Source organism: Streptomyces sp. YJ-C3 (genome assembly GCF_053891275.1).
The window spans coordinates 2,846,967-2,873,592 of sequence record NZ_CM132685.1 but is presented as its reverse complement, the minus strand read 5'-3'; the positions used below and the strand labels follow the sequence as shown (position 1 = coordinate 2,873,592).

21 protein-coding genes are annotated in these 26,626 nt (G+C 71.2%); 8 read left to right on the top strand and 13 right to left on the bottom strand.

The genetic code is table 11. The annotated features are described in order from the left end of the window. Nucleotides 1-94 precede the first annotated feature (94 nt). The 7 genes from ACVHNB_RS12605 to ACVHNB_RS12575 all read right to left on the bottom strand — a co-directional run bounded on the left by ACVHNB_RS12605 (nucleotide 95) and on the right by ACVHNB_RS12575 (nucleotide 11,404). Nucleotides 95-3,814, bottom strand: a complete 3,720-nt coding sequence (locus ACVHNB_RS12605; RefSeq protein WP_456228076.1) for a ThuA domain-containing protein — start codon at nucleotides 3,812-3,814, stop codon at nucleotides 95-97. 288 nt (nucleotides 3,815-4,102) lie between these two features. Beyond that, nucleotides 4,103-5,101 carry a sugar phosphate isomerase/epimerase family protein gene (locus tag ACVHNB_RS12600; RefSeq protein WP_428951246.1) on the bottom strand — a complete coding sequence of 333 codons (999 nt, stop codon included), beginning with the start codon at nucleotides 5,099-5,101 and terminating at the stop codon, nucleotides 4,103-4,105. 14 nt (nucleotides 5,102-5,115) lie between these two features. Next, a complete protein-coding gene (locus ACVHNB_RS12595) occupies nucleotides 5,116-6,351 on the bottom strand; it encodes a Gfo/Idh/MocA family protein (RefSeq protein WP_428951247.1) in 1,236 nt (411 codons plus the stop codon). Nucleotides 6,352-6,406: 55 nt separating this feature from the next. Continuing rightward, nucleotides 6,407-7,456: a substrate-binding domain-containing protein gene (locus ACVHNB_RS12590; RefSeq protein WP_428951249.1), complete on the bottom strand. Its 1,050-nt coding sequence runs from the start codon at nucleotides 7,454-7,456 to the stop codon at nucleotides 6,407-6,409. A 19-nt stretch (nucleotides 7,457-7,475) separates the two neighbouring features. Then, complete coding sequence (locus ACVHNB_RS12585; protein ID WP_428951251.1) at nucleotides 7,476-8,486, bottom strand: ABC transporter permease; 1,011 nt, start codon at nucleotides 8,484-8,486, stop codon at nucleotides 7,476-7,478. A 115-nt stretch (nucleotides 8,487-8,601) separates the two neighbouring features. Next, nucleotides 8,602-10,089, bottom strand: a complete 1,488-nt coding sequence (locus tag ACVHNB_RS12580) for a sugar ABC transporter ATP-binding protein (protein WP_456228875.1) — start codon at nucleotides 10,087-10,089, stop codon at nucleotides 8,602-8,604. Nucleotides 10,090-10,222: 133 nt separating this feature from the next. Beyond that, nucleotides 10,223-11,404, bottom strand: coding sequence for an ROK family protein (locus ACVHNB_RS12575; protein WP_456228075.1), 1,182 nt, complete (start codon nucleotides 11,402-11,404; stop codon nucleotides 10,223-10,225). Between the two features lie 294 nt (nucleotides 11,405-11,698). Between ACVHNB_RS12575 and ACVHNB_RS12570 the strand changes: the two genes are divergently transcribed. Next, on the top strand, nucleotides 11,699-11,857 hold the full coding sequence (locus ACVHNB_RS12570) for a hypothetical protein (RefSeq protein ID WP_456228074.1): 159 nt from the start codon (nucleotides 11,699-11,701) through the stop codon (nucleotides 11,855-11,857). Nucleotides 11,858-11,903: 46 nt separating this feature from the next. Here ACVHNB_RS12570 and ACVHNB_RS12565 read toward each other — a convergent pair whose 3' ends face one another. The 4 genes from ACVHNB_RS12565 to ACVHNB_RS12550 all read right to left on the bottom strand — a co-directional run bounded on the left by ACVHNB_RS12565 (nucleotide 11,904) and on the right by ACVHNB_RS12550 (nucleotide 15,286). Beyond that, a complete protein-coding gene (locus tag ACVHNB_RS12565) occupies nucleotides 11,904-12,581 on the bottom strand; it encodes a GntR family transcriptional regulator (RefSeq protein ID WP_456228073.1) in 678 nt (225 codons plus the stop codon). A 176-nt stretch (nucleotides 12,582-12,757) separates the two neighbouring features. Further along, on the bottom strand, nucleotides 12,758-13,705 hold the full coding sequence (locus tag ACVHNB_RS12560) for a beta-ketoacyl-ACP synthase III (RefSeq protein WP_456228072.1): 948 nt from the start codon (nucleotides 13,703-13,705) through the stop codon (nucleotides 12,758-12,760). Between the two features lie 131 nt (nucleotides 13,706-13,836). Further along, nucleotides 13,837-13,977, bottom strand: a complete 141-nt coding sequence (locus ACVHNB_RS12555) for an MFS transporter small subunit (RefSeq protein WP_428951258.1) — start codon at nucleotides 13,975-13,977, stop codon at nucleotides 13,837-13,839. Further along, nucleotides 13,940-15,286, bottom strand: coding sequence for an OFA family MFS transporter (locus ACVHNB_RS12550; RefSeq protein ID WP_428951260.1), 1,347 nt, complete (start codon nucleotides 15,284-15,286; stop codon nucleotides 13,940-13,942). The genes ACVHNB_RS12555 and ACVHNB_RS12550 overlap by 38 nt, the downstream gene beginning before the upstream one ends. A 241-nt stretch (nucleotides 15,287-15,527) precedes the next feature. Here ACVHNB_RS12550 and ACVHNB_RS12545 point away from each other — a divergent pair, with 241 nt between their 5' ends. The 5 genes from ACVHNB_RS12545 to fdhD are packed head-to-tail and all read left to right on the top strand — an operon-like array spanning nucleotide 15,528 to nucleotide 22,006. Continuing rightward, entirely contained in the window at nucleotides 15,528-16,508 is a 981-nt protein-coding gene (locus tag ACVHNB_RS12545; protein WP_428951262.1) for a 2-dehydropantoate 2-reductase, read from the top strand. Then, nucleotides 16,505-18,460: a molybdopterin oxidoreductase family protein gene (locus ACVHNB_RS12540; protein ID WP_428951263.1), complete on the top strand. Its 1,956-nt coding sequence runs from the start codon at nucleotides 16,505-16,507 to the stop codon at nucleotides 18,458-18,460. Before ACVHNB_RS12545 ends, ACVHNB_RS12540 begins: the two co-directional genes overlap by 4 nt. Before the next feature lie 6 nt (nucleotides 18,461-18,466). After that, nucleotides 18,467-20,275, top strand: coding sequence for an NADH-ubiquinone oxidoreductase-F iron-sulfur binding region domain-containing protein (locus ACVHNB_RS12535; protein WP_456228071.1), 1,809 nt, complete (start codon nucleotides 18,467-18,469; stop codon nucleotides 20,273-20,275). Then, nucleotides 20,272-21,132 carry a 2Fe-2S iron-sulfur cluster-binding protein gene (locus ACVHNB_RS12530; RefSeq protein ID WP_456228070.1) on the top strand — a complete coding sequence of 287 codons (861 nt, stop codon included), beginning with the start codon at nucleotides 20,272-20,274 and terminating at the stop codon, nucleotides 21,130-21,132. Before ACVHNB_RS12535 ends, ACVHNB_RS12530 begins: the two co-directional genes overlap by 4 nt. Before the next feature lie 7 nt (nucleotides 21,133-21,139). Further along, entirely contained in the window at nucleotides 21,140-22,006 is an 867-nt protein-coding gene (gene fdhD / locus ACVHNB_RS12525) for a formate dehydrogenase accessory sulfurtransferase FdhD (RefSeq protein ID WP_456228069.1), read from the top strand. A gap of 104 nt (nucleotides 22,007-22,110) precedes the next feature. Here the strand turns inward: fdhD and ACVHNB_RS12520 are convergent, their stop codons facing one another. Both ACVHNB_RS12520 and ACVHNB_RS12515 read right to left on the bottom strand, forming a co-directional pair. Further along, nucleotides 22,111-23,004 carry a sulfotransferase family protein gene (locus tag ACVHNB_RS12520; RefSeq protein WP_428951271.1) on the bottom strand — a complete coding sequence of 298 codons (894 nt, stop codon included), beginning with the start codon at nucleotides 23,002-23,004 and terminating at the stop codon, nucleotides 22,111-22,113. A 135-nt stretch (nucleotides 23,005-23,139) separates the two neighbouring features. Next, nucleotides 23,140-23,610 (bottom strand): MarR family winged helix-turn-helix transcriptional regulator, encoded by a 471-nt coding sequence (locus tag ACVHNB_RS12515; protein ID WP_456228068.1) that lies wholly within the window; start codon nucleotides 23,608-23,610, stop codon nucleotides 23,140-23,142. Nucleotides 23,611-23,706: 96 nt separating this feature from the next. On the opposite strand from ACVHNB_RS12515, the gene ACVHNB_RS12510 reads away from it, so the two are divergent. Beyond that, complete coding sequence (locus tag ACVHNB_RS12510) at nucleotides 23,707-24,630, top strand: quinone oxidoreductase family protein (RefSeq protein WP_456228067.1); 924 nt, start codon at nucleotides 23,707-23,709, stop codon at nucleotides 24,628-24,630. A gap of 105 nt (nucleotides 24,631-24,735) precedes the next feature. After that, nucleotides 24,736-26,562 carry an exo-alpha-sialidase gene (locus ACVHNB_RS12505; protein ID WP_428951276.1) on the top strand — a complete coding sequence of 609 codons (1,827 nt, stop codon included), beginning with the start codon at nucleotides 24,736-24,738 and terminating at the stop codon, nucleotides 26,560-26,562. The last annotated feature ends 64 nt before the right edge of the window (nucleotides 26,563-26,626 follow it).

Below are 26,626 nucleotides of genomic sequence, written 5' to 3'. Positions count from 1 at the left end.
GGTGAGCGGCGCCGGAGCGTGCCGTGCGGGGTGCCCGGCGGGATGCCGGGCGAGACGGCGGGCGGAGGTCCGGCGTCCTCCGCCCGCCGCCGTCCTAGTCGCCCGTGGTGGGCAGTTCCTTGAGCTGGATGTCGCGGAAGGACACCTGGTCGTCGGCACCGTGGTTCTGGATGCCGATGTAGCCGTCCTTCAGGCTCCGCTCGGGGTCCTTGTTGGTGAAGTCGTTGATCTTGACTCCGTTGAGGAACACCTGGAGGCGTTCGCCCTGGACCTTGATCTCGTAGGAGTTCCACTGGCCCGGCGGGCGCAGGACCTGGTCACGGGCCTTGATGTTCGCCGCCTTGAACGTGTAGATCGACCCGGTGGTGCGGTCGGCCGCGTCGGTGGCGTCGATCTGGATCTCGTAGCCCTTGTTCACCGCGGACCAGGGGTCGTCGGAGGCGGGGAAGCCCACGAAGATCCCGGAGTTGTCGTCGCCCTGCATCTTCCAGTCGAGCTTGAGGGAGTACGACTTGAGCTCCTTGGCCTGGTACCAGAGCAGGCCCATGCCGCCCTCGGACTCCAGGGTGCCGTTGTTGATGTTGAACTTGCCGGGGCCCGCCTGCTTCCAGCCGTCCAGGGACTGGCCGTTGAAGATCGGCCGGTAGTCCTTGTTGGGCTTGCAGTCCGCCGTGGCCTGGCCGGTGGCGTACTTCAGGCCCCCGAGCAGGTGGGTGCGGAAGGCCTCGTCGGCGTAGGACTCCTTGGTGTGGCCGAGGCCGGTGTAGAAAGAGCGGCCGCCGCCGTAGCTCTGGCACCAGGCGATCGGGTGGTCGCCCTTCATGTTGCCGCCGGAGTACGTGGTCTCGTCCAGGTTGGCGAGGACGTGGACCTTGTCGCGCGGGTTGGTGCGGTAGTTGTACAGCTCGTCGGTCTTCTCCCAGGCGTCGCCGAGGTGGGCGGTGGCCGGGTTGGTCTTGTCCTCGACGCGCACGGTGGCCTTCTGGATGGCCGGGTGCGAGTCGAAGTAGGCGCCGACGAGGCCGCCGTAGTAGGCCCAGTCGTACTCGGTGTCGGCGGCGGCGTGGACGCCCATGTAGCCGCCGCCCTTGGCGATGTACTCCTCGAACGCCTTCTGCTGGGTGTCGTTCAGGACGTCACCCGTGGTCGACAGGAAGACCACCGCGTCGTAGCGGGCGAGGTTGTTGGTGGTGAACTGGTCGGCGGACTCGGTGGCGTCGACGGTGATGTCGCTGCTCTTGCCGAGTTCCTTCAGGGCCGCGATGCCCTCGGGGATCGCGTCGTGGCGGAAGCCGGCGGTCTTGGAGAAGACGAGGACGCGCTTGGCGCCCTTCACCGGGGCGTCGCCGGTGATCTCGAAGTCGTCGACGTCGTAGAGAGCGCCGTCACCGCCCTTGAAGACGAGGTACAGGTCGGTGGTCTTCTTCGGGACGTTCTTCAGCGGCACGTCGACGTTCTGGAACGTCTCCCAGCCGCCGGTCACGGGCACCGTGGTGGAGCCGAGCAGGGTGCCGGTCGCCGAGCCGCTGCGCACCTCGAGGAAGCCGCCCGCGCCGCCGGAGGAGATCCGGGCGGTGAGCTTGTTGGCTCCGGTGAGGTTGTAGGGAGAGAAGGAGATCCAGTCGCCGTTCTGGATGTCGCCGACGGTCTTACCGCCGTTGGCCTCCGTCTTGTTCTGCAGCGTGATGCCCTGCTGCTTGGTGAAGTGCTCGGCCTGGCGGTGGCGCGGCTGGAGCTGGACCTGGTCACGGCTGGTGAGCGGCGCCTGGCCGCCCCCGCCGCCGTCGGTGTACTCGGCGTCGAGCACGCCGTAGATGTTGGCGTTCGGGTCGTGCTCGGCGTCGGCGGGTGCGGTGATGGTGCCTTCGCAGCCCTTGGCCGAGGTGATCGCGTGGGCGTGGTTGTCGTGGCCCAGCAGGTAGCGCACGGTGACCTTGGAGCAGTCGATCGCGCCGTCCTCGGGGTCGCTCACGGCCACCTTGAAGGGGATGGTGTCGCCGAACTTGAAGAGGGTGCCGTTCGGCGGGTTCTGGAACTTCACGCTCGGCGCGGTGTTGCCGACGACGACGCGGACGTTGGCGGATCCCGTACGTCCGGTGCCGTCGTCACCGGTGACCGTCACCACGTACGTGCCGTCCTTGCGGTACGTGTGGCTGGGGTTGGCGCCGGTGCCCTTGGTGCCGTCGCCGAAGTCCCAGCTGTAGGTGATGGGGTCGTCGTCGGCGTCGGTGCCGGTCGCCGTGAACGTGGTGCGCAGGGGCGACTGGCCGGAGGTTTTGGTGGCCTTGGCCTCGACGATCGGCGAGTGTCCGCCGGTGGCGTTCTCGATGCGGTACAGCGCCGAGTGCTCGTCGCCGCCGAACCAGGAGAGGCCGTAGTCGAGGACGTAGAGCGCGCCGTCGGGGCCGAAGGCGCTGTCCATGACCTGGGTGCCGGACCACGGGAAGTCGTTGATCTTCGAGACGTTGCCGTCGCCGTCCTGCTCGATCCGCTTGATCCACTGGCGGCCGAACTCGGTGGCGAAGAAGTCGCCGTCGTACTCCTCCGGGAACTTCACCGGGGAGTCCAGGTCCGCGTCGTAGCGGTAGACCGGGCCGGCCATCGGCGACTCGGAGCCGGAGCCGAACTCGGGCACGCTGCCGCCGTCGTACGGGATCCAGGCGGGCTGGGCCGCCGGCAGGTCGGTGATGCCGGTGTTGTTCGGCGAGGTGTTCTTCGGCGCGTTGCAGTCGAAGGTGTCGCCGGACGCCTTGGTGGCGAAGTCGTAGTCGACGTAGGCGTCGTTCTTGCCGGTGCAGTACGGCCAGCCGAAGTTGCCCGCCTTGGTGACCTTGGCGAACTCGACCTGTCCGGCCGGTCCGCGCTTGGGGTCGGCGGCGCCGGCGTCGGGGCCGTAGTCACCGACGTAGACGGTGCCGGTCGGCTTGTCGACACTGATGCGGAACGGGTTGCGGAAGCCCATCGCGTAGATCTCGGGGCGGGTCTTCTCGGTGCCCGGCGCGAAGAGGTTGCCCTCCGGGATGTCGTACGTCCCGTCTTCCTTGACCTTGATGCGGAGCACCTTGCCGCGCAGGTCGTTGGTGTTGCCGGCGCTGCGCTGCGCGTCGAAGGCGGGGTTGCGGTCGGCCCGCTCGTCGATCGGGGTGTAGCCGTCGGAGGCGAAGGGGTTGGTGTCGTCGCCGGTCGACAGGTACAGGTTGCCGTCGGCGTCGAAGTCGATGTCGCCGCCGACGTGGCAGCAGGTGCCGCGGGAGGTCTTGACCTCGAGGACGTTCTTCTCGCTGGCCTTGTCGAGGGTGCCGTCGTCCTTGAGGACGAAGCGGGCCAGCCGGTTCACGCCGTCGAACTTCGCGAAGTCGGCCGCGGAGCCGGTCTCGGGGGCGTCCCCGTCCGGCGTGTCCAGCGGCGGCGCGTAGTAGAGGTAGATGAACCGGTTGTCCTTGAAGCCCGGGTCGACGCCGACGCCCTGGAGGCCTTCCTCGTCGTGGTCGTACACGTCGAGCTGGCCGGCGACGGAGGTGCTGCCGCCCGCGTCGGTCAGGCGCAGTGTGCCGTCCCGTGAGGTGTGCAGGACGCTGCGGTCCGGGAGGACGGCCAGCGACATGGGCTCGCCGGTCTCGTCCGCGCCCTTGGCGAGGGTGACCTGCTGGAAGTCCGCTGCGGCGGCGGGCTCGTCGGGGTGGTCCGGGTGGGCGCTGGCCGTGCCCGGCACGGAGAGCGCCAGGGACGAGCCGACCAGGACGGAACCGGTGAGCAGGGCGAGCGTGGTGCGGAGTCTGGGACGCCTGGTGGAGCTGCTTCTGCTTCTGTGCACGAAGTCCCTCCGGGAACGGGGGTGGGCCGTACGGGATGGGTGCGAAGACGTGCGGTGCGGGCGCCGGGGTGCGCCGTCACCCCGGAGGCGTGTGTGTCCTAAATGATTCCGAGACACTTCAGTGACATGTCAGGGACCGTAGCCGCGTTTGTTCGGGCCGAACACCCCTTGCGTCAGGACTAGTTGAGCTTTTTCCCATCGCAGGACAAAGCTGTGCGCGGGCAGGCCGGACCGGGGACCGGCGGTGGGCCCGGTCCCCGTCCTCGGCCCGTCGCGGCGGGCGGCCTCTCAGCTGTTGAACGCGGCGTCGAAGGACGCGGTGGGCGGCTCGAAGTCGAGCCGCCGCAGATGGCTCAGCGCCTCGGGGGCGCCCTGCAGGCGGTCCATGCCGGCGTCCTCCCACTCCACCGAGATCGGCCCTTGGTAGTCGATCGAGCGGAGCATGCGGAACACGTCCTCCCAGGGCACGTCCCCGTGTCCCGCGGAGACGAAGTCCCAGCCGCGGCGCGGGTCGCCCCACGGCAGGTGGGAGCCGAGGCGTCCGTTGCGGCCGTCCAGGCGGCGCCGGGCCTCCTTGCAGTCGACGTGGTAGATCCGGTCGCGGAAGTCCCACAGGAAGCCGACGGGGTCGAGGTCCTGCCACACGAAGTGGGACGGGTCGAAGTTGAGGCCGAAGGCCGGGCGGTGGTCGACGGCCGCGAGAGCCTTGTGCGTCGTCCAGTAGTCGTACGCGATCTCGCTCGGGTGGACCTCGTGGGCGAAGCGCACGCCCTCCGCGTCGAAGACGTCGAGGATGGGGTTCCAGCGCGTGGCGAAGTCCTCGTAGCCGCGCTCGATCATCGCCTCGGGGGCCGGTGGGAACATGGCGACGAGGTGCCAGATCGACGAGCCGGTGAAGCCGATGACGGTGTCGACCCCGAAGGCCGCGGCGGCGCGGGCGGTGTCCTTGATCTCGGCGGCGGCGCGCTGCCGTACGCCCTCGGCCTCGCCGTCGCCCCAGATGCGGGCGGGCAGGATCGCCTCGTGGCGCTCGTCGATGATGGCGTCGCAGACGGCCTGGCCGACCAGGTGGTTCGAGATGGCCCAGCACTTGAGGCCGTACTTGTCGAGCAGTGCGTGCCGCGAGTCGAGGTACGCGGGATCGGCGAGGGCCTTGTCCACCTCGAAGTGGTCGCCCCAGCAGGCGAGTTCGAGACCGTCGTAGCCGAAGTCGCGGGCCAGACGGCAGACCTCCTCCAGCGGGAGGTCGGCCCATTGTCCGGTGAAGAGAGTGAACTGGCGTGGCACGGTACGGGACCTCCTCAGGCCGGGACAGGGGTGTAGACGGAGTTCTTCGCCGCGCTCTCCTCGACCGCCGCGAGGACGCGCTGCACCTGCAGGCCGTCGGCGAACGACGGTGCGGGTACGGTGCGTTCGGCGATGGCGTGCACCAGGTCGCGGGCCTGGTGCACGAAGGTGTGCTCGTAGCCGAGGCCGTGGCCCGGCGGCCACCAGGCCTCCAGGTAGGGGTGCTCGGGTTCGGTGACGAGGATGCGCCGGAAGCCGGCGCTGATCCCGGGTTCGGTCTGGTCGTGGAAGAAGAGTTCGTTGAGGCGTTCCAGGTCGAAGGCCAACGAGCCGCGCTCGCCGTTGAGTTCGACCTTGAGTGCGTTCTTGCGGCCGGTCGCGAAGCGCGTGGCCTCGAAGGAGGCGAGGGCGCCGGAGGCGAAGCGGCCGGTGAACAGCGCCGCGTCGTCGACGGTGACCTGCCCGAAGCTCCCTCCCCCGGCGGCCGAGAGCCCGGACGAGGCGCCCTCCAGGATCGGGCGTTCGCGGACGAACGTCTCGGTGAGCGCCGAGACCCCCGCCACCGGCTCGCCCGCGAGGTACTGGGCGAGGTCGACGGCGTGGGCGCCCAGGTCGCCGAGCGCGCCCGAGCCCGCGTACGGCTTCTGCAGCCGCCAGGTCAGCGGGAAGGACGGGTCGACGAGCCAGTCCTGGAGGTAGCTGACACGCACGTGGCGCAGGGTGCCGACCCGGCCCTCCGCGACCATGCGGCGGGCGAGGGCGATGGCGGGCACCCGCCGGTAGTTGAAGCCCGTCATCGCCAACAGGCCGCGCTTGGCGGCCTCTTGGGCCACCTCGGTCATCGCCTCCGCCTCCTCGACGGAGTTGGCGAGAGGTTTCTCGCACAGCACGTGCTTGCCCGCTTCCAGGGCCGCGATGGCGATCTCGGCATGACTGTCACCGGGCGTGCAGATGTCGACGAGGTCGACGTCGTCACGTTCGATGAGCGCCCGCCAGTCGGTCTCGGCGGCGGCCCAGCCGAGCCGGTCGGCCGCGGCGCGCACGGCCCCTCCGTCCCGGCCGCAGACCGCGGCGAGCCGGGGCGTCAGCGGCAGGTCGAAGACCCGGCCCGCGGTGCGCCACCCTTGCGAGTGGGCGGCGCCCATGAACGCGTAGCCGACCATGCCGACGCCCAGGACGGGCTTCACTTCTCCGTCGTTGTCGCCGCCGCCCGTGTCCCGAGCTGTCGTACCCGTGCTGCTGCCTGCCATGCGGAAGTCCTCCTCGTCCACGCGGTGATCGCCAGGTGCCTCGTACCGGCGCCCGTCACTTGAAGCCGGTCGGCATGTACTGGCCGACGTTGTCCTTGTCGACGACCGCGGAGAACAGCGTCACGTGGGCGGGGATCTCGAACTCGGCCATCCCGCTGATCCCCTTGCCCTGGCCGAGGGCGCGGGCCAGGTCGATGGCGGAGGCGGCCATGGTGGGCGGGTAGAGGACGGTGGCCTTCAGGACGCTGTCGTCGGCCTCGATGGCCTGCATGGCGGAGAGCGCGCCCGCGCCGCCGACCATCAGGAATCCGTCGCGGCCGGACTGCTTGATGGCGCGCAGGGCGCCGACGCCCTGGTCGTCGTCGTGGTTCCACAGCGCGTCGAAGTTCTTCTGCGCCTGCAGGAGCTGGGACATCTTGGCCTGTCCCGACTCGACGGTGAAGTCGGCGGCCTGGCGGGCCACCTTCTCGATGTTCGGGTAGTTCTTCAGGGCGTCGTCGAAGCCCTGGGTGCGCTGCTTGGTGAGTTCGAGGTTGTCGATGCCGGCGAGCTCGATGACCTTCGCGTTCTTCTTGTCCTTGAGCTTCTCGCCGATGTAGTTGCCGGCGCTCAGGCCCATGCCGTAGTTGTCGCCGCCGACCCAGCACCGGTACGCCTGCGGGGTGTTGAAGATGCGGTCGAGGTTCACGACGGGGATCCCGGCGCGCATCGCCTTGAGCCCCACCTGGGTCAGCGCCTTGCCGTCGGCGGGCAGGACGACGAGGACGTCGACCTTCTTGTTGATGAGCGTCTCGACCTGGCCGATCTGGGCGGCCGTGTCGTTCGATCCCTCGGTCGCTTCGAGGGTGACGTCGGCGTACTTCTTCGCCCGCTCCTTGGCGTTCTCGTTGATGGCGTTGAGCCAGCCGTGGTCGGCCTGCGGTCCGGCGAAGCCGATGGTGACCTGCTTGCCCTTCTTGTCGTCGGCGACCGGCTGGTCGGCGGCCTTGCTGCTGTCGCCCTTGTCGCTGGGCTCGTTGCTGGTGCAGGCCGTGAGCAGACCGCCCGTGGTGACGGCTGCGGCCGCGCCGAACAGGATGTTTCTGCGGCTCGTCATGTCTGGCATGGCAAAGTCCCTTCCCGCGTCAGGAGGTGGAGTGGGCCGTACGTCGCTGGACCAGGACCGCCGCCACGATGATCGCGCCCTTGGCGATCTGCTGGACGTCGCTCTGCAGGTTGTTCAGCGCGAAGATGTTCTGGATCGTGATGAAGATCAGGACACCGAGGACCGAGCCGACGATGGTGCCGCGGCCGCCGGTGAGCAGGGTGCCGCCGATGATGGCGGCGGCGATGGCGTCGAGTTCGTACAGGTTGCCGTTGGTGTTCTGGCCGGAGCCCGCGAGCACGATCAGCAGGAACGCGGCGATGCCGCAGCACAGTCCTGACAGCAGGTACAGGTAGAGCCGCTGACGGCGTACGTCGATGCCGGCGAGCCGGGCCGCTTCCGCGTTGCCGCCGACGGCGACGGAGCGGCGGCCGAACGTGGTGCGGTTCAGGACCAGCCAGCCGATGACCGTGACCGCGGCGAAGACGAGGACGAGGGGCGGGATGCCGAGGACGTAGGACTCCCGCTCGCCGAGCTTCAACACGCTGTCCACGGTGACCACTTGGGTCTTGCCGTCGGTGATCTGCAGGGCGAGGCCGCGGCCCGAGGCGAGCATGGCGAGGGTGGCGATGAAGGGGACCATGCCGCCGTACGCGATGAGCAGGCCGTTGACGAGGCCGCAGCCGACGCCGACGACGATCGCGGTGAACAGGATGCCGAGGAAGCCGTATTCCTGGGTGGCGACCGTGGTGGCCCAGACGCTCGCGAGGGCGACGATGGCGCCCACGGAGAGGTCGATGCCGCCGGAGATGATCACGAAGGTCACACCGACGGTGACGACGCCGATGACGGAGGCCTGGGTCAGGATGAGCTGGACGTTGTCGGTGTCCAGGAAGGAGTCCGGCTGGGTGATGCCGCCGATGACGATCAGGGCGGCGAGGACGCCGAGCAGGGAGAGCGTGCGGATGTCCACGCGGACGGCTTTGACGGACTTGGTGGCCGCGGCGCGCTTGGGCTCCGCCGGGCGGGTCGGGGTGGCGGGCTGCGTCATGGCGCCTGGGTCCCTTCTGGGCAGATCGACCGTTCGCCGTGGGGCGACTGTCTGACGTCGGGTGCGGGTGGTGTCCGGCCGGCCGCGCGGTTCCCCGCGCCCCTTTCGGGGCTTCTCATGCGGGGGTTCCTTCCATGACCAGGTCCAGGACGCGGTGCTCGGTCAGTTCCGGCGCCGGGGCCTCGTGGACGACGCGGCCCTCGCGCAGGACCAGCACGCGGTCCGCGAGGCCCAGGACCTCGGGGACCTCGCTGGAGACCAGGAGGACGGCGAGCCCGTCGTCGGCGAGGCGGCGGATGACCGCGTAGAGCTCGGCGCGGGCGCCCACGTCGACGCCCCGGGTCGGCTCGTCCAGGAGCAGGACCTTGCAGCCGCGCAGCAGCCAGCGGGCCAGCACGGCCTTCTGCTGGTTGCCGCCGGACAGGGTACGGACGGGGACGGACGGGTTGTCCGGGCGCAGCGACAGCTCCCGGGTCGCGCGGTGCGCGGCCTCGCTCTCCCGCCCCCGGTCCAGCCAACCCCCGTACGAGAAGCGGGACATGGAGGAGACCGAGACGTTGCGTGTCACCGACTCCAGCATCAGCAGTCCCTGCGCCTTGCGCTCCTCGGGTGCGAGGCCGAGCCCGGCGCGGACCGCCGAGCGGACGCTTCCGGGGCGCAACGCCCTCCCTTGGACGGCGACTTCACCGGTCGCCGGCTTGCGCGCGCCGTAGATCGTCTCCAGGATCTCGGAGCGGCCCGAGCCGACCAGTCCGGCGAGGCCGACGATCTCGCCGGGCCGGATGTCCAGGTCCAGTGGCTCGAACTCGCCGTCCCTGGACAGGTTCCGGACGCGGAGCACGGGCTCCGTCTCGTCCCTCTCCGCGGGGCGCGGCGGGAAGACGTACTCGACGTTGCGGCCCGTCATGAGCGCCACCACGTCGCGTGTCGGTGTGTCCTTCGCGGGGAGTCCGCCGGCCACGGCCCGGCCGTCCTTGAGGACGCTGACCCGGTCGCCGATGCGGCGGATCTCCTCCAGGCGGTGCGAGATGTAGACGACGGCGACGCCCTCTGCGGTGAGGTCGCCGACGATGCGGAAGAGGTTGTCGACCTCGTCCGGGTCGAGCGCCGCGGACGGCTCGTCCATGACGATGAGGCGTACGTCGTGGGAGAGCGCGCGGGCCATCGAGACGATCTGCTGTCCGGCCGCGGAGAGGTCGCCCACCAGGGTGCCAGGGGCGATCTCGCCGTGGCCGAGTCTTTTGAGCAGCGCGGCGGTCGACGCCTTCGCGTCCCGTCCCCGGACGACGAAACCGGCCGAGGTCGGCTCGTGGCCGAGGAAGACGTTCTCGGCCACCGACAGGCCTTCGACCAGGTCGAGTTCCTGGTAGATGGTGGCGATGCCGAGGCGCATCGCGGTGATCGGTGAGCGCAGGGAGACCGGTTGTCCGCGCCAGGTGATGGTGCCCTCGTCGGGCTGGTGGGCGCCGGCGAGGACTTTGATGAGGGTGGACTTGCCCGCGCCGTTCTGGCCGAGCAGGCAGTGCACCTCGCCTGCCTGGACCTCCAGGTCCACGCCATCGAGGGCGCGGACTCCGGGGAACGACTTGGTGATGCCGGACATGGTGAGCAGCGGTGGTTCTGGTGCCGAAGGTGCCATGGCGGTTCCCCTATGAACGGGTGCGGGCCGGTTTCAGGGCAGGGCAGAGCAGGGCGCTGTGCTTCAGGCGGGTTCGAGAAAGGCGGTGCCGGGAGTGCTACGCCGGTGAGAACAGGTGGTCGCTGATGAGCCGGGCGCCGCCGATGACTCCGGCGGTGGGGCCCAACTCGCCCAGGACGATGGGGAGGTTGCCGGTCGCGAGGGGCAGCGACTGGCGGTAGACCTGGGTGCGCAGGGCGGCGAGGAGCGTGTGGCCGAGACCGGTCACACCGCCGCCGATGACGACCAGGCCGGGGTTGAAGAAGCTGACGAGGGACGCGATGACCTGGCCGGTGCGGTTGCCGCCCTCGCGGATCAGGTCGAGGGAGGTCCCGTCACCGGCGGCCGCGGCCACCGCGACATCGGCGGCGCTGAGCCTTCCGCCGGCCTCCAGGCGCCCCGCGAGCTCGGGCGAGCGGCCGTCGCGGGCGGCCTCCTCGGCGTCGCGGGCGAGTGCCGCGCCGCTGAAGTAGGCCTCCAGGCAGCCCTTGTTGCCGCAGGCGCACTGCCTGCCGTCGGGTTCGACCTGGATGTGCCCGATGTCGCCGGCCGATCCGGTCGTGCCGCGGTAGACCTCGCCGCCGACGACGATGCCGCAGCCGATGCCGGTGCCGATCTTGACGCAGAGGAAGTCGCGCGCCTGGCGGGCGACGCCCGCGTGCTGCTCCCCCATCGCCATCAGGTTCACGTCGTTGTCGACCATGACGGGGCAGCCCAGCTCCTGGCTGAGTGCCTCGCGGACCGGGAAACCGTCCCAGCCGGGCATGATCGGCGGGGCGACCGGCACGCCCTCGGGGAAGCGGACCGGACCGGGCACGCCGATGCCCGCTCCGTCGAACCCCTCGGCCAGTCCGGACGCCTTCAACTTGGCTGCCATGGCGAGTACTTGCTCGAAGACCGCGACCGGTCCCTCGCGTACGTCCATGGGCTGGGTGATGTGCCCGAGGACCTCCAGCTCGGCGTTGGTGACGGCGACGTCGACCGAGGTCGCGCCGATGTCGACACCGAGGAAACGGAGTCCGGGCGCGAGCCGGATGTTGTGGGAGCGGCGGCCGCCGCGCGAGGCGGCGAGGCCGTCGGCGACCACGAGTCCGGTCTCCAGGAGCCGGTCCACCTCGACGGCCAGTTTCGACCGCGAGAGGTCGATCTGATCGCCCAGCTGGGCACGGGAGTTGGGGCCCCCGTCGCGCAGCAGTCGCAGCAAGCGCGCCTGGTGCGCGTTCGCGGGTCGAGCCGTCATGCGTCTCACGTGCCCCTCCCCGCCTCTTCGGGCTCCGGTGGCCCGACCGGACCGCTGTCGCCTCGTCCAGTCGTTCTTTCGGCCAGTCGTTCTTTCGATGGGGAACGTAGCAGTGCCTGCCGGGTGTGGGAAGAAGTTGCGCAGGAATTACCCATGACTTTCTCCAGTCACAGGACAAAGGTCGGTTCGCGAGGGTCTCCCCCGCGACGCCCGGCGGCCTTTCCGCCCCGGACGCGACCGCCCCCGCAGACCGTCCGCCGCGTCAACGCGGCACGTCACAGGGGGTATACGGCCATGACGTCATCCGGTACAGGGCGCTCGACCGTACGGCATCGGGGACGACGGGCGCTGGACGAGTCGCCGGTGCGGGACACGGCGGAGAAGGTGACGGGACGGGCACCGCGCTCCTTCGCCCGGCGGGCCGGGCAGCACGCGCACGCGTTCGCCGGCTGACGGACGTCCCGGGGCAGGCGGGCCCGGCGGCCCGCCTGCCCGCGGCTCATCCGCGGTCGCGGTGGTGGTACGTCTCGCGGGTGTGCTCCGTGTGGGCCCGCATCACGGCTGTGGCGCGCGCCTCGTCGCGGGCCGAGATCGCCGCGATGAGCTCGCGGTGCTCGATCCAGGACTGCTTGCCGCGCTGGCGGGCGACGGGCTGGTAGTACCAGCGGACACGGGCGTCGACCTGGCCCGCGAGCTCACCGAGGACCACGTTGCCCGCGAGTTCCATGACCTTCGCGTGGAACGCGGCGTTCGTCGCGACCACCAGGTCGACGTCCCCGTCGGCGACGGCCTGCTCGCCCTTCGCACAGAGGTCCTCCAGGGCGGAGATCCCGGTCTTGCCCGCGTTGGCCGCCGCGAGCCGGGCGGCCTCGGCCTCCAACAGCGTACGGACGGTGAGGAGTTGGTCGGCCTCCTCCTCCGTCGGCTCGTGCACGAACGCACCCTGCGCCGGACGCAGATCCACCCAGCCCTCGGTGTTCAGACGCTGCAGCGCCTCGCGCACCGGCTGGCGCGAGACCCCGAGGTGCCCCGCCAGCTCGCTCTCGACGAGGTGCTGGCCGGGCTGGAGGGCGCGGGTCGTGATGAGTTCGAGCAGCGCCTCGTAGACCCGCTCGCGCAACGGGCCGGGGCGCTCGAGCTTGGGCACCGCCCCCTGCGGCAGTCCTGTGGACAACATCGCGGTCCCCCTCCTGGGCTTCGGAGCATCCGGCAAGCCGATTCCGGTTCCGGCGTCCGCGACCCATACGGCATCGGAACGGATCGGAACACTCGATTGTCTTTGGAATACAGTTTACCGAGCACAATCGCTACCACCAGGGCGAGTTGGACTCGTCACATCCCGCGCACCTCACGTCACGGACAGCGCACGACCTGGCCCGCGTACGAGAGGTTCCCGCCGAAGCCGAAGAGGAGGGCGGGGTCGCCGCTCTCGATCTCGCCCCGCTCGATCAGTTTGGACAGCGCCATCGGCACGCTCGCGGCGGAGGTGTTCCCGGAGTCGACGACATCCCGGGCGACGACCGCGTTCACCGCGCCGATCTTCTCGGCGAGGGGCTCGATGATGCGCAGATTGGCCTGGTGCAGGACGACGGCGGCGAGGTCGGCCGGGGCGAGGCCCGCCTTCTCGCAGGCCGCGCGGGCGAGCGGCGGCAGCTGCCGGGTCGCCCAGCGGTAGACGGACTGGCCCTCCTGCGAGAAGCGCGCGGGCTCGCCCTCGATCCGGACGGCGTTGCCCATCTCCGGGACCGAGCCCCACAGGACCGGCCCGATGCCGGGCTCCTCGCCGTCGGCGCACGGCTCGATCACCACGGCGCCCGCACCGTCGCCGACCAGGACGCAGGTGGTGCGGTCGGACCAGTCGGTGACCGCCGACATCTTGTCCGCGCCGATGACGAGGGCGCGGGTGGCGGCGCCGGCCCGCAGGGTGTGGTCGGCGGTGGCGAGGGCGTGGGTGAATCCGGCGCAGACGACGTTCAGGTCGAGCGCGGCGGGCGACGGCACGCCGAGCCGGTGGGCGACGCGCGCCGCCGTGTTCGGGGAACGGTCGACGGCCGTGGACGTGGCGACGACGACGAGGTCGACGGCTTCGGCGGTCAGGCCCGCCGCGGCCAGCGCCTTGGCGGCGGCGTGCGCGGCGAGCTCGTCGACCGGCTCGTCGGGACCCGCGATGTGCCGGGTGCGGATGCCGACGCGGGAGCGGATCCACTCGTCGTCGGTCTCGACCATGCCCGCCAGGTCCTCGTTCGTGAGGACCCTGGCGGGCTGATAGTGCCCGATGCCGACGATGCGCGAACCGTTCATGGAAGTCCCCTCGTGTGCCTGGCGTGCGAGCCGTGCGCGCCGCGGACGTTCCAGTCTGGCCAGCGACCGGCGAGTACGAGGTGACGTAAAGCAACAGGATTGTGTGGTCTTGGTTGGAGAGTTCTGCCCGATCAGCCAGTGAACAGCTGTGTGGCTTTTTGCACCAGTTCGTACAGGCCGTAGGCGAGCGGCGCGCCCACCCACAGCCAGGCGACGGCGATCAGGCCGCGGCGCCTAGGCGGGCTGCTGGTGGTCACGGTCGGCGGTGTCATCGGCGGACTCCCTGGGGGCGGGGATGTGGTGGCGGGCGTGGACGGGGCGGACGAGCTCGTTGGCCACGAAGCCGACGACCAGCAGGCCGATCATGATCGTGAACGAGAGTCCGTAGAGGGACGAGCCGTGCTTTCCGGCGTCCTCCTGGCTGTCGGCGACCCAGTTGACGATGAGCGGGCCGAGGACGCCGGCCGTCGACCAGGCTGTGAGCAGCCGGCCGTGGATCGCGCCCACCTGGTACGTGCCGAACAGGTCCTTCAGGTACGCGGGGACGGTCGCGAAGCCGCCGCCGTAGAAGGAGAGGATGACGAGCGCGCAGATGACGAACAGCGGCTTGGAGGCGTCGCCGTACAGGGCGATGAGGAGGTACATCAGGGCGCCCACGCCCAGGTAGAGGCGGTAGACGTTCTTGCGGCCGATGAGGTCGGACGTGGAGGACCAGCCGATGCGGCCGGCCATGTTCGCGGCGGAGAGCAGCGCGACGAAGCCGGCCGCCGCGCCGGCCGTGACCGGGGTGCCGGTGTCCGCGAAGAAGTCCGTGATCATGGGAGCGGCCTTCTCCAGGATGCCGATCCCCGCGGTGACGTTCATGCAGAGGACCAGCCAGAGGCACCAGAACTGGGGCGTACGGATGGCCTGTTTCGCCGACACCTGCGGGCCGGCGGGGGCTTGCCGCGCGGTTCCCCGCGCCCCTGACGGCACCTTCTCGCCCGGCACCCTGACCAGCAGGACACCCAGCAGCATGAACACCGCGTACGTCAGGCCGTGCACCAGGAACGCCAGGGCGATGCCGTCGCTGTCCGCGCCGAACGAGTCCAGCATCTGCGCGCTCCACGGCGACGCGATCAGCGCGCCGCCGCCGAAGCCCATGATCGCGATGCCGGTGGCCATGCCGGGCCGGTCCGGGAACCACTTGATCAGCGTGGAGACCGGCGAGATGTAGCCGATGCCCAGGCCGATGCCGCCGACGAAGCCGTAGCCGAGCACGATCAGCCAGTACTGCTCGGTGGCGGCGCCGAGGGCGGAGAGCAGAAAGCCCGAGGAGAAGCAGACGAGGGCGACGGTCATCGCCCAGCGCGGGCCGTTGCGCTCGACGAGCGTGCCGCCGAACGCGGCGGACAGGCCGAGCATCACGATGCCGAGCTGGAACGGCAGCGCGCTCTGGGTGCCGCTCAGGTTCAAGGCGGATTCGAGGGGCGGCTTGAAGACACTCCAGGCGTACGCCTGGCCGATGGAGAGATGGACCGAGAGGGCGGCGGGCGGTACGAGCCAGCGGCTCCAGCCGGTCGGTGCGACGGGGGGCCTCATGATCCCGAACGGTAGGCAGCGGTCCGGTTGTTGGGAAGAGGTCGGACCTCGGTCCGTACAGAATCCGTCCACCGTATGCAATGCCCCGGCACGCCATCGTGCGAGCCGGTGCGCGGAGTCTTGTCGGCCCAACTTCCATACTGTAGACAATATTCCATCGACAGTCTCCGCTTCTCTTCGGACCGCCACTGCCCGTGCGAGCAGGGCGGAGCCGGAACCCTCGACCGGACGGAGCCCGCCAGTGAAAGTCGCAGTCCTCGGCGCCGGAGCGATCGGCGCCTATGTCGGAGCCGCGCTGCACCGCGCGGGCGCCGACGTCCATCTCGTCGCCCGTGGACCGCACTTGGCGGCCATGAGGCGTAGCGGTGTCCAGGTCGTCAGCCCGCGCGGCGACTTCACCGCGCGGGCCCACGCCACCGACGACCCGGCCGAGATCGGGCCCGTCGACTATGTGTTCCTCGGCCTGAAGGCCAACTCGTACGCGGCGTGCGGGCCGTTGATCGAGCCCCTGCTGCACGAGCGGACAGCGGTCGTCGCGGCGCAGAACGGCATCCCGTGGTGGTACTTCCACGGGCACGGCGGTCCGCACGACGGACATCGGCTCGAAAGCGTCGATCCGGACGGCGCCGTGAGCGCGGTGCTCGCACCCGAGCGAGCCGTCGGATGTGTCGTCTACGCCGCGACCGAACTGGAGGCGCCGGGAGTGGTCCGGCACCTGGAGGGGACGCGGTTCTCCGTCGGGGAGCCGGACCGCTCGGTGTCGGCGCGCTGCACCGCGTTCAGTGACGCGATGCGGGCGGGCGGCCTGAAGTGTCCCGTCGAGCCGGAGCTGCGCGCCGACATCTGGATCAAGCTGCTCGGCAACATCTCCTTCAACCCGATCAGCGCCCTGGTGCGCGCCACGATGCGGCAGATGTGCCTGCACGGCGGCACGCGCCGGGTCATCGAGATCATGATGACCGAGACGCTCGCCGTCGCCGCGGCGCTCGGCTGCCGGCCCGACATCTCCGTGGAGCGCCGCCTGGCCGGCGCCGAACGGGTCGGCGACCACCGCACCTCCACGCTCCAGGACCTGGAACGCGGAAAGCCGCTGGAGCTGGACGTGCTGCTGGCCGCGGTCGTGGAGCTGGCGGACATCACGGGCGTCGAGGTGCCCACCCTGCGCACCGTGCACGCCCTCTCGGACCTGCTCGCCCACGGCATGAGGAGGGACGCCGCATGAAGCAGAAGCGGCGCGACCGCACCCCGAAGACGTACCACCGGCTCACCCGTCCGCTGGTGCGCGAGACACCCGGCGACCGTGACTCGCCGTTCAGGGAGGCCACTTGGGACGAGGCGCTGACAGTGGCGGCCGACGGGTTCCGCCGCACCCGTGAGGAACACGGCCCGGACGCCTTCGCGATGCTGTCGTGCGCCCGCGCCACGAACGAGATGAACTTCGTGGCCCAGAAGTTCACGCGGGTCGTGATGGGCACGAACAACGTCGACTCCTGCAACCGCACGTGTCACGCGCCGAGCGTCGCCGGCCTGTCGGCCGTGTTCGGCTCGGGCGGCGGCACCTCCTCGTACGAGGAGGTCGAGCACACGGACCTGATCGTGATGTGGGGCTCCAACGCCCGCTTCGCGCACCCGATCTTCTTCCAGCACGTGCTGAAGGGGATCCGGGGCGGCGCCCGGATGTACGCCGTCGACCCGCGCCGCACCTCGACCGCCGAGTGGGCGGAGAGCTGGCTCGGCCTGAACGTCGGCACCGACATCCCGCTGGCGCACGCGGTCGCCCGGGAGATCATCGCCGCCGATCTGCACAACAAGGCGTTCGTGGCGCGGGCGACGACCGGCTTCGAGGAGTTCAAGGCGCTCGTCGAGCCGTGGACGCTGTCCCTGGCGGAGAAGGTGACCGGCGTCCCCGCGGCGGCGATCCGGGACCTCGCGCACGCCTACGCGCGGGCCGAACGCGCCCAGTTGTGCTGGACGTTGGGGATCACCGAGCATCACAACGGCACCGACAACGTCCGGGCGCTGATCAACCTGTCGCTGCTGACCGGGCACGTCGGACGGTACGGCGCCGGGGTGCAGCCGCTGCGCGGGCAGAACAACGTGCAGGGCGGCGGCGACATGGGCGCCATCCCGAACCGGCTGCCCGGCTTCCAGGACCTCCTCGACGACGGCCACCGGCTGAAGTTCGAGCGGGCCTGGGACACGGTGATCCCGCCGCGCTACGGAATGACCCTCACCGACATGTTCGAGGCGATGGAGCACGGGCGGCTGCGCGCCGTGTACTGCATCGGCGAGAACCCCGCCCAGTCGGAGGCCGACAGCGAGCAGGCCGCGCGCCGTCTGGCCGCCCTCGATCACCTGGTGGTGCAGGACATCTTCCTGACCAGGACCGCGGAGATGGCGGACGTGGTGCTGCCCGCGACGGCCTCGTGGGCGGAGACCGACGGCACGACGACCAACAGCGAGCGGCGGGTCCAGCGGGTGCGGGCCGCGCTCGCCCCGCCCGGTGAGGCGCGCGAGGACATCGACATCATCTGCGACGTGGCCGCGCGGCTGGGCCACGACTGGAAGTACGCCGACGCCGAGGCCGTGTGGAACGAGCTGCGCGCGCTGTCGCCGGACCACTTCGGGATGACGTACGACCGGCTGGAAGAGCTCCAGGGGCTGCAGTGGCCCTGCCCCGACGTGGACGAGCTGCCCTCCTCGTATCTGCACGGGCGGCTGTGGGAGACGGATCCGGGGCGGCGCGGGCGGCTCGCGCCGTTCGGGCTCGTCGAGCACGATCCGCCGGTCGACCTGACCGACGAGGCCTATCCGATCCGGCTGACCACCGGACGCCGTCTCGACTCGTACAACACCGGTGTGCAGAGCGGGGGGTTCGCGTCCCCGTTGCGCCGCGGCGAGTACGTCGAACTGTGCCCGGAGGACGCGGAGCGGTACGGGGTCGTGGTCGGCGAGGAGGTGCGGGTGTCGTCGCGGCGCGGCGTGGTGACCGCGCCGGTCTGGGTCGATCCGGGGCTGCGTCCCGGGCTCGCCTTCATGACCATGCACTTTCCCGACGAGGTGGACACCAACGCGCTGACGATCGAGGCGAACTGCCCGATCGCCGGGACGGCGGAGTTCAAGGCGTCGGCGATCCGGATCGAGAAGCTGACCGCGTCAGCAGTGAGGGGCTGAGGGACCGTGGATCTGCGCTTCGGTGACAGCAAGCCGACGGACGAGGAGCGGGAGGCGGTCGACGCGCTCCTCGGGCCGCCGGAGTCCGCGTGGGAGGGGGCCGACGACCGGTCGGACGCCGATCTGCGGTGGGCCCGGGGCGGGCGCGCGGCGCGCGAGCGGCGGGACTTGCTGTTGCCGGGGCTGCACGCGGTCAACGACCGGGTGGGGTGGATCAGCGAGGGCGCCCTGGACTATCTGTGCCGGCGGCTCACCGTACCGCCGGCCGAGGCGTACGGGGTGGCCACGTTCTACTCGATGTTCTCGGTGCGGGCGCGGCCCGCGTCCGTGCTGCACGTGTGTACGGATCTGGCGTGTGCGCGGGTGGGGGGTGCGGAGTTGTGCGGCTCGGCGCGGGGGCGGTTCGGGCCTGATGTGCAGGTGTCGGAGTCGCCGTGTCTGGGGCTGTGCGAGCGGGCGCCTGCCGCTCTGCTCGTGCGGGCGGGGCCCGCTGCGTCGGCCGTGCCGATCGCGCCGTTTCGGGGCTCTGCCCCGGACCCCGTTCTTCAAGCGCCGGACGGGCTCGGATCGCCCGATGTACCCCAAGCCGGTGATCCGGGGCTCGTTCTGCTCAAGCGCGTCGGTGTCGTCGATCCCGCCTCTCTCGACGACTACCGCGCCGAGGGCGGGTACGGCGCTCTGCGGCGGGCCTTCGCGATCGGGGCCGGGGGCGTCATCCGGGAAGTGACCGACGCGGGGCTCGTGGGGCGGGGCGGGGCCGCGTTTCCGACGGGGCGGAAGTGGCAGGCCACCGCCGCCCAGCCGGACGGGCCGCACTACCTCGTGTGCAACGCGGACGAGTCCGAGCCCGGCACCTTCAAGGACCGGATCGTGATGGAGGGCGATCCGTACGCGCTCGTCGAGGCCATGACGATCGCGGGCTACGCGACCGGCGCCCGCTTCGGCTACCTGTACCTGCGCGGCGAGTACCCCCTCGCGCTCGCCCGGATGAGCCACGCCGTCGAACAGGCCCGTGCGCGCGGTCTGCTGGGCGAGGACATCCTCGGGCAGGGGTTCTCCTTCGACATCGAGATACGGCGCGGCGCGGGCGCCTACATATGCGGCGAGGAGACCGCGCTCTTCAACTCCATCGAGGGGTACCGGGGCGAGCCCCGCTCCAAGCCGCCGTTCCCCGTCGAGAAGGGGCTGTTCGGCAGGCCGACCGCCGCCAACAACGTCGAGACGCTGGTGAACGTGCTGCCGATCCTGACCATGGGCGCGCAGGCGTACGCGGCCATCGGCACGGAGCAGTCGACCGGGCCCAAGCTGTTCTGCGTCTGCGGCGCCGTCGGCAGGCCCGGCGTCTACGAGCTCCCCTTCGGCGCCACCCTCGGCGACCTCCTCGCCCTCGCCGGCACCCCGGACCCGCTGCGGGCGATCCTGCTCGGCGGCGCCGCGGGCGGCTTCGTGCGGCCCGACGAGCTGGACATCCCGCTGACCTTCGAGGGGACCCGTGCCGCGGGCACCACGCTCGGCTCGGGTGTCGTGATGGCTTTCGACGACGCGCTCCCGCTGCCCCGGATCCTGCTGCGGATCGCCGCGTTCTTCCGCGACGAGTCCTGCGGGCAGTGCGTGCCGTGCCGGGTGGGCACGGTGCGGCAGCAGGAGGCCCTGCACCGGATCGCCGAGCGCAGGGGCATCGCGGCCGACGACGACATCGCCCTGTTGCGCGAGGTGGGGCGCACCATGCGCGACGCCTCGATCTGCGGTCTCGGCCAGACCGCCTGGAACGCCATCGAGTCCGCCATCGACCGCCTGGGGGCGTACGCGTCATGACCGCCGTCGAACTGGGGATACCCCGTCGTCTGCTGGAGTTCACGATCGACGGGGAGCCGGTGCGCGCGCCCGAGGGGTCGACGATCCTCGACGCCTGCCGCGCCGCCGGGAAGGACGTTCCGACCCTGTGCCAGGGCGACACGCTGACCCCGAAGAACGCGTGCCGGGTCTGCGTCGTCGAGGTGGAGGGGTCCCGGACCCTGGTGCCGGCCTGCTCCCGTCGGGCCGAGCCGGGCATGGAGGTGCGGACGGACACCGAGCGCGCCCGGCACAGCCGCAAGGTCGTGATCGAACTGCTCGCCTCGTCCGTCGACTTGTCGACGACTCCCCATGTCGCTTCATGGATCAAGGAGTACGAGGCGAAGCCGGACCGCTTCGGTCCGGACGCGGAGCGGCTGAGCGAGGAACCGCGGGTCGACAACGATCTCTACGTGCGCGACTACGACAAGTGCATCCTGTGCTACAAGTGCGTCGACGCCTGCGGCGACCAGTGGCAGAACACCTTCGCGATCTCGGTCGCCGGACGCGGCTTCGACGCCCGGATCGCCGTCGAGCAGGACGCGCCGCTGACCGATTCGGCGTGCGTGTACTGCGGCAACTGCATCGAGGTGTGCCCGACGGGCGCGCTGTCCTTCAAGTCGGAGTTCGACATGCGGGCGGCCGGTACGTGGGACGAGTCGGCGCAGACCGAGACGACGACGGTGTGCGCCTACTGCGGAGTCGGCTGCAACCTCACGCTCCATGTGCAGGACAATGAGATCGTGAAGGTCACCTCCCCGCACGACAACCCGGTGACCCACGGCAACCTCTGCATCAAGGGCCGCTTCGGCTACCAGCACGTACAGAACCGGGACTGATCAAGACATGGGACGAGTCACGGAACGGCGCAAGGTGATCCGGATCAGGGACGGACGCGTCTCGACCCGGCCGGACACGCTCGTCGCCGAGGAACCCCTGGAGATCCGGCTGAACGGGAAGCCGCTCGCGATCACCATGCGCACCCCGGGCGACGACTTCGCGCTCGCGGCGGGCTTCCTGGTCAGCGAGGGCGTGCTCGCGGGCGCCGCCGACCTCCAGAACATCGTGTACTGCGCGGGCGCCACCCAGGACGGCTCGAACACGTACAACGTGGTGGACGTGCGCACGGCGCCGGGCGTCGTGCTCCCCGACATCACGCTCGAGCGGAACGTCTACACGACGTCGTCCTGCGGTCTGTGCGGCAAGGCGAGCCTCGACGCGGTGCGGACCACGGCCAGGTTCCCGATCGCCGACGCTCCCCCGGTCCGGCTCACGCCCGAGCTGCTCTCCTCGCTCCCCGACCGGCTGCGCGAGGACCAGCGCGTGTTCGACCGGACCGGGGGGCTGCACGCCGCGGCCCTCTTCGACGAGGAGGGCCGCCTGGTCGACATAAGGGAGGACGTGGGCCGGCACAACGCGGTCGACAAGCTCGTCGGCCGTGCCCTGCAGCAGGGGGACCTGCCGCTGTCCCGGTCGGTGCTGATGGTGTCCGGGCGGGCCTCGTTCGAGCTGGCGCAGAAGGCCGTCATGGCGGGCATCCCGGTGCTCGCCGCGGTGTCGGCCCCGTCGTCGCTCGCCGTCGACCTGGCCGCCGAGACGGGGCTGACGCTGATCGGCTTCCTGCGGGGCAGCTCCATGAACGTGTACGCGGGGGAACACCGGGTCGCCCTGGAGGCCGCGGCGGCCGCCGAGGCCGCCACGCAGCACGGCTGACCCGGTTCCCCGCGGCACGGCGGCGGGGGCCCGGACCGGCGGGGAGCGCCCCCTGCGCCGGCCGGGTCCCTACGCCGCCGGCCCCGGGGCGCGGCCCGCCCGCGTCACCGGTCGACCGCGTACCCCCACGCCGCCGAGATCTCCAGCAGCCGGGGCGGCAGGCCCGCGCAGCTCCCGGCGGGCCGGGCGGGCTGGATCCGGCCGGAGCGGATCTTCTCGCTCCAGTCCCCGATGTGCGGCCGGAACTCCCCGTGGTCCCGTGCGCCGTAGTCCAGCATCGCCGGGTGCCAGTCGACCCCCAGGTGCGCGCAGATGCGCCGGGTCTCGCGCTCGGGGTCCTCGGTCAGGTCCTCGTAGGTGACGGTGATCCCGTCCAGGACGCGTCGGGCCCGCTCCAGCTCCTCGGCGTAGCCCAGTACTTCGGCGTGGACGGCGGCGATGTCCGGGTCGGTGCGGCGTGCGGTCAGGGACTCGACGACGGCGGCCGGGTGGCGCAGCAGGAAGATGTAGCGGGCCCGGGGCCAGGCGCGGTGCAGCCGGGGCCACAGATGGGTGTTGGCCGGGGTCTTGTCGACGACGAGGGAGGCCTCGTCGCCGCCGCGACATCGCGCGTGGTGCAGCACCCTGTCCCACAGCATGTGCTCCAGCTCTTCGCGGTCCAGGGCCAGTTCGCGCATGGCCTGATGGGTGAAGTCGCGGTCGAGGTGGACGTGCAGGGTGCGCAGGTGCATCTCGTGCGGGGCGCGGATGTCGGGGTGGCTGTTGAGCAGGACGCGCAGCAGCGTGGAGCCGGAGCGGACCGGGGAGAGCAGGAAGACCGGGTCGGGCACGAGGCGCGGGGCCGGTTCGACGGGCGGCCGCTCGTCGCGGGCGCGCGGCTGGGCGGGGATCGCGGGCAGTGCTCCTGTGCGGGGCACGGGCGGTCGGAGCGCCTGGGCGAGCAGCCTCCTTCTGCGTCGCATCCCTGTGCGTACCGCCTGCCAGCGGGCGTCGGGCACGGCGTGTCACCTCTTTCGCGTCGGCCCCGTTCCGGTTGTGCCGTCCAGCTCAGGGGTTCGATGCGAACGTGAAGTGACGTGCCGGGAAAGGGAGTACGGCACATCGTGCGCACAGCCCGCGCACATCGGTTCCCGTCAGGCGGTACCGGTCGTGCCGCCGGGCTCTGCGGGGAGCTCGCAGACGCGGCGGAGCAGGCCGAGGAACAGGTCGCGCTCGGCCGCGGAGAGCGGGGCGAGGAGCGCGTCGTTGGCGGTGCGGGCCGCGCGGGCGCACGTCTCGACGAGGCGGGTGCCGTCCTCGGTGATGGTGACCGCGTTCTTGCGGCGGTCCCTGGGGTCGGGCGCGCGCTCGACGAGACCGGCGTCCTGCAGGTCGTTCAGCACACCCACCATGTCCTTGGGGTCGAGCTGGACGCTGCGCACGAGGTCGGCCTGGGCGACCGGCTCCAGGTCGGCGACAGCGCTGAGGACCACGTGGTGCCACATCTTCAGGCCCTGCTCGGCGAGGGCGTCCGCGACGAGGGCCCGGCCGCGCGCTGCGGCCCGGCCGAGGAGCCAGCTGGGCAGGTCGCGGATGGTGCTCGGTGCGGAGGGGGGCGTGCTCATGGGGCCAGCATACCGAGCATTCGTTGGACTTCCCAATGAACCCCCTCTACCGTTGGGAGACCCAACGAACTTCGATCCGTGAAAGCGGTGACGCGCATGCGCCGTGTCCGGTACGCGCACAGCGGCGGCCCCGAGGTCCTGTTCCTGGAGGAGGCGCCGGTCCCCGAGCCGGGCCCGGGGGAACTCCTCGTCCGCACGGAAGCGGTCGGGGTCACCCTGCCCGTCGTCCGCAAGGTCCGCGAACCCCGCGAGCCGATCGCGCTCGGCGGCGAGATCGCGGGCGAGGTGGTCGCGCTCGGCGCGGGCGTGACGACGCACGCGCCCGGCGACCGCGTCACGGGCCTGACCTTCGGCCACGGCTACGCGGACTACGCGCTGCTGCACGTCACGATGGCCTCCCCGGTGCCGGACGGGGCGAGCGCGGTCGACGCGGTGGCACTCGTGCGCAGCGGACTCGTCGCGTACGGGGCGCTGCAGGCGGCCCGGCCCGAGCCCGGCGAGGCCGCCCTGGTGACGGCGGCGGCGAGCGGCGTGGGTCATCTCGCCCTGCAGCTGGCCTCGTTGCGGGGCGCGGGCCGGGTCGTGGCCGCCGTCTCCGACCGTCGCAAGAGCGCGTTCGTGCGCGGACTCGGGGCCGATGCCGTGGTGACGTACGACGCCGGGCCCTGGGGCGAGCCCGTGGACTACGTCCTGGACGCGGTCGGCGGCGAGCTGCTCGCGCCCGCGGTCGGCGCCCTCGCGCCGCACGGCCGGCTCGTCGCGTACAGCTCGGGCGGCGGGACCGTGTCGGCGTACGACCTGCTGGTCGGAGCGAAGTCGGTCATCGGGTTCCAGATGGCGCTCATCGCGCGCGGCAGGCCCGAGACGTACGAGAAGTGGCGCACGCAGTTGTGGCGGCTGTTCCTGACGGGTGCTCTGAAACCTTCTGTGCACGGGGAGTTCGCTCTGGAGGAGGCGGCACGGGCGCACGCGGTGATCGAGGAGCGGAGCAACCTCGGCAAGGTGGTCCTGATCCCCTGATGCACGGTCCTTGTCGGGTGGCGAGCGGCCCAAGTAGCGTCTGTGGCGCATACGTTGGACGTGGGATGTCCGGTTGTCCGGATGACCTGAAGGGTGGGCCGCGCCATGCGACGAAGGAACTTCCCCGCACGTCTGAGATCGGTGCTGGCGGCGCTGGCCGTCGCCGCGGCACTCCCCGCTCCGGTGGCCGCACAGGCCGCCACCGCGCCGCCCTTCGAACAGCAGGTGCTGTTCAAGGCCTCGCAGGATCCGGGATACGCCTGCTACCGGATACCCGCCGTCGTGAAGACGGCCGAGGGCACCCTGCTCGCCTTCGCGGAGGGCCGCACGAACGACTGCTCCGACGCCGGTGACATCGACATCGTGGTCAAGCGGTCCGAGGACGGCGGGCGCACCTGGTCGCCGCTCCAGGTCGTCAACGAGGGCGCGGGCGACACGCACGGCAATCCGGCGCCGGTCGTGGACCTGCGCACGGGCCGCATCGTGCTCGCCGAGACGTACAACACCGGCCGTACCGACGGCAGGAACTGCGCCGTGCCGTGCGACCGGACCCCGCACCTCCAGTACAGCGACGATGACGGCCGCACCTGGTCCGCGCCGCGCGACCTGAGCGGCGAACTGCTGCCCGCCGACTTCAACTCCTGGTACGCGACCGGGCCCGTGCACGGCATCCAGCTCACCAAGGGCCGGCACCGCGGACGCCTCGTGTTCACCGTCAACGCCGAGACGTGGAACGGCAGTCGGGTCACCGCGAACCATGCCGCCCTGATGGTGAGCGACGACCACGGCGAGCACTGGCGGATCGGCGCTAAGGACTCGTGGCCGATCGCGGACGACGGCACGTTCCGGCAGAAGCCGTCCGAGATGACGCTCGCCGAACGCCCCGACGGCACGGTCTACGTCAGCGGGCGCGAGCAGGACGGCACCGACGCCGGACACCGCACGCACGCGGTCAGCCGGGACGGCGGGGACTCGTTCGAGCGCCCCTTCGCCGCGATCCCCGATCTGTACACGCCGCAGGTGCAGGGCTCGGTGCTCCCGGTCGGCAGGCGCGGCGAGCGGCTGCTGCTCGCCTGCCCCGGCGACCCGGACCGGCGGCGCACCATGACCGTCCGGTCCTCCTACGACGGCGGGCGCACCTGGGACAGCTTCGACCGGGGCACCGTGGTGACCACGGACTGGTCGGGCTACTCGGACATGGTGCAGGCCGACCCGGACCATGTGGGTCTGCTGTACGAGGGCGGCGCGGTCGACGCACGGGACGAGATCCGCTTCGCGCGGTTCACCCTCGACTGGCTCACGGAGCGGCGCGGCCCCGACCCGACGACGGACGACCGGGCGCGGGGCGCGCGGGACGCGGCCGTGCTCGGCGGGGCGTCGCTGACGGACGGCCGGACCGGCCGGGCCCTGTCGTTCGACGGGACGAACGACGCGGTCAGGCTCCCGTACCGCAGCGAACTAGCGCTCGGGACGAGGGACTTCACCGCCTCCCTCTGGTTCCGGTACACGGCGACGAGCGGTGAGCAGCCGCTGCTCTGGATGGGCGGCATCGGGACGACGCAGCCGCAGGTGTGGCTGCGGGGCGAGCCCGCCGCGCACCGGATCACCGGGCTGATCACCGTGCGGGACGGTGCGGCAGCGCCACGTTCCGTCTCCGTGAGCAGCGCGTCGGCGTACAACGACGGGGCCTGGCACCGGGCCGAACTCCGGCGCGGTGACGGCACGGTGGTGCTGTCCGTCGACGGCACGGAGGTCGGGAGCGCGGCCGACGTCCCCGGGTCGGTGAGCCGGAACTCGCCGTTCGGGGTGCACCTGGGGCAGCGGATGGACAGCCGGGCGTACTTCACCGGGTCCCTCGACGACGTACGGGTCACGTCCGGCGGGCGGGACGTGCTGTGGCTGCCGTTGGACCGGGTGCGTGGCGGGCGTTAGCGTCGCGTCGTGTGAGGGGCCGTGAGGATCCGTCGGCGTCGCGCGGCCGGCGGGGGCCGGTCGC

Coding starts and splice junctions, on each gene's coding strand:
- ACVHNB_RS12595 (WP_428951247.1), bottom strand. CDS start 6,351: ATGGCAGGCAGCAGCACGGGTACGACAGCTCGGGACACGGGCGGCGGC.
- ACVHNB_RS12590 (WP_428951249.1), bottom strand. CDS start 7,456: ATGCCAGACATGACGAGCCGCAGAAACATCCTGTTCGGCGCGGCCGCA.
- ACVHNB_RS12585 (WP_428951251.1), bottom strand. CDS start 8,486: ATGACGCAGCCCGCCACCCCGACCCGCCCGGCGGAGCCCAAGCGCGCC.
- ACVHNB_RS12580 (WP_456228875.1), bottom strand. CDS start 10,089: ATGTCCGGCATCACCAAGTCGTTCCCCGGAGTCCGCGCCCTCGATGGC.
- ACVHNB_RS12575 (WP_456228075.1), bottom strand. CDS start 11,404: ATGACGGCTCGACCCGCGAACGCGCACCAGGCGCGCTTGCTGCGACTG.
- ACVHNB_RS12570 (WP_456228074.1), top strand. CDS start 11,699: ATGACGTCATCCGGTACAGGGCGCTCGACCGTACGGCATCGGGGACGA.
- ACVHNB_RS12565 (WP_456228073.1), bottom strand. CDS start 12,581: ATGTTGTCCACAGGACTGCCGCAGGGGGCGGTGCCCAAGCTCGAGCGC.
- ACVHNB_RS12560 (WP_456228072.1), bottom strand. CDS start 13,705: ATGAACGGTTCGCGCATCGTCGGCATCGGGCACTATCAGCCCGCCAGG.
- ACVHNB_RS12555 (WP_428951258.1), bottom strand. CDS start 13,977: ATGACACCGCCGACCGTGACCACCAGCAGCCCGCCTAGGCGCCGCGGC.
- ACVHNB_RS12550 (WP_428951260.1), bottom strand. CDS start 15,286: ATGAGGCCCCCCGTCGCACCGACCGGCTGGAGCCGCTGGCTCGTACCG.
- ACVHNB_RS12540 (WP_428951263.1), top strand. CDS start 16,505: ATGAAGCAGAAGCGGCGCGACCGCACCCCGAAGACGTACCACCGGCTC.
- ACVHNB_RS12530 (WP_456228070.1), top strand. CDS start 20,272: ATGACCGCCGTCGAACTGGGGATACCCCGTCGTCTGCTGGAGTTCACG.
- fdhD (WP_456228069.1), top strand. CDS start 21,140: ATGGGACGAGTCACGGAACGGCGCAAGGTGATCCGGATCAGGGACGGA.
- ACVHNB_RS12515 (WP_456228068.1), bottom strand. CDS start 23,610: ATGAGCACGCCCCCCTCCGCACCGAGCACCATCCGCGACCTGCCCAGC.
- ACVHNB_RS12510 (WP_456228067.1), top strand. CDS start 23,707: ATGCGCCGTGTCCGGTACGCGCACAGCGGCGGCCCCGAGGTCCTGTTC.
- ACVHNB_RS12505 (WP_428951276.1), top strand. CDS start 24,736: ATGCGACGAAGGAACTTCCCCGCACGTCTGAGATCGGTGCTGGCGGCG.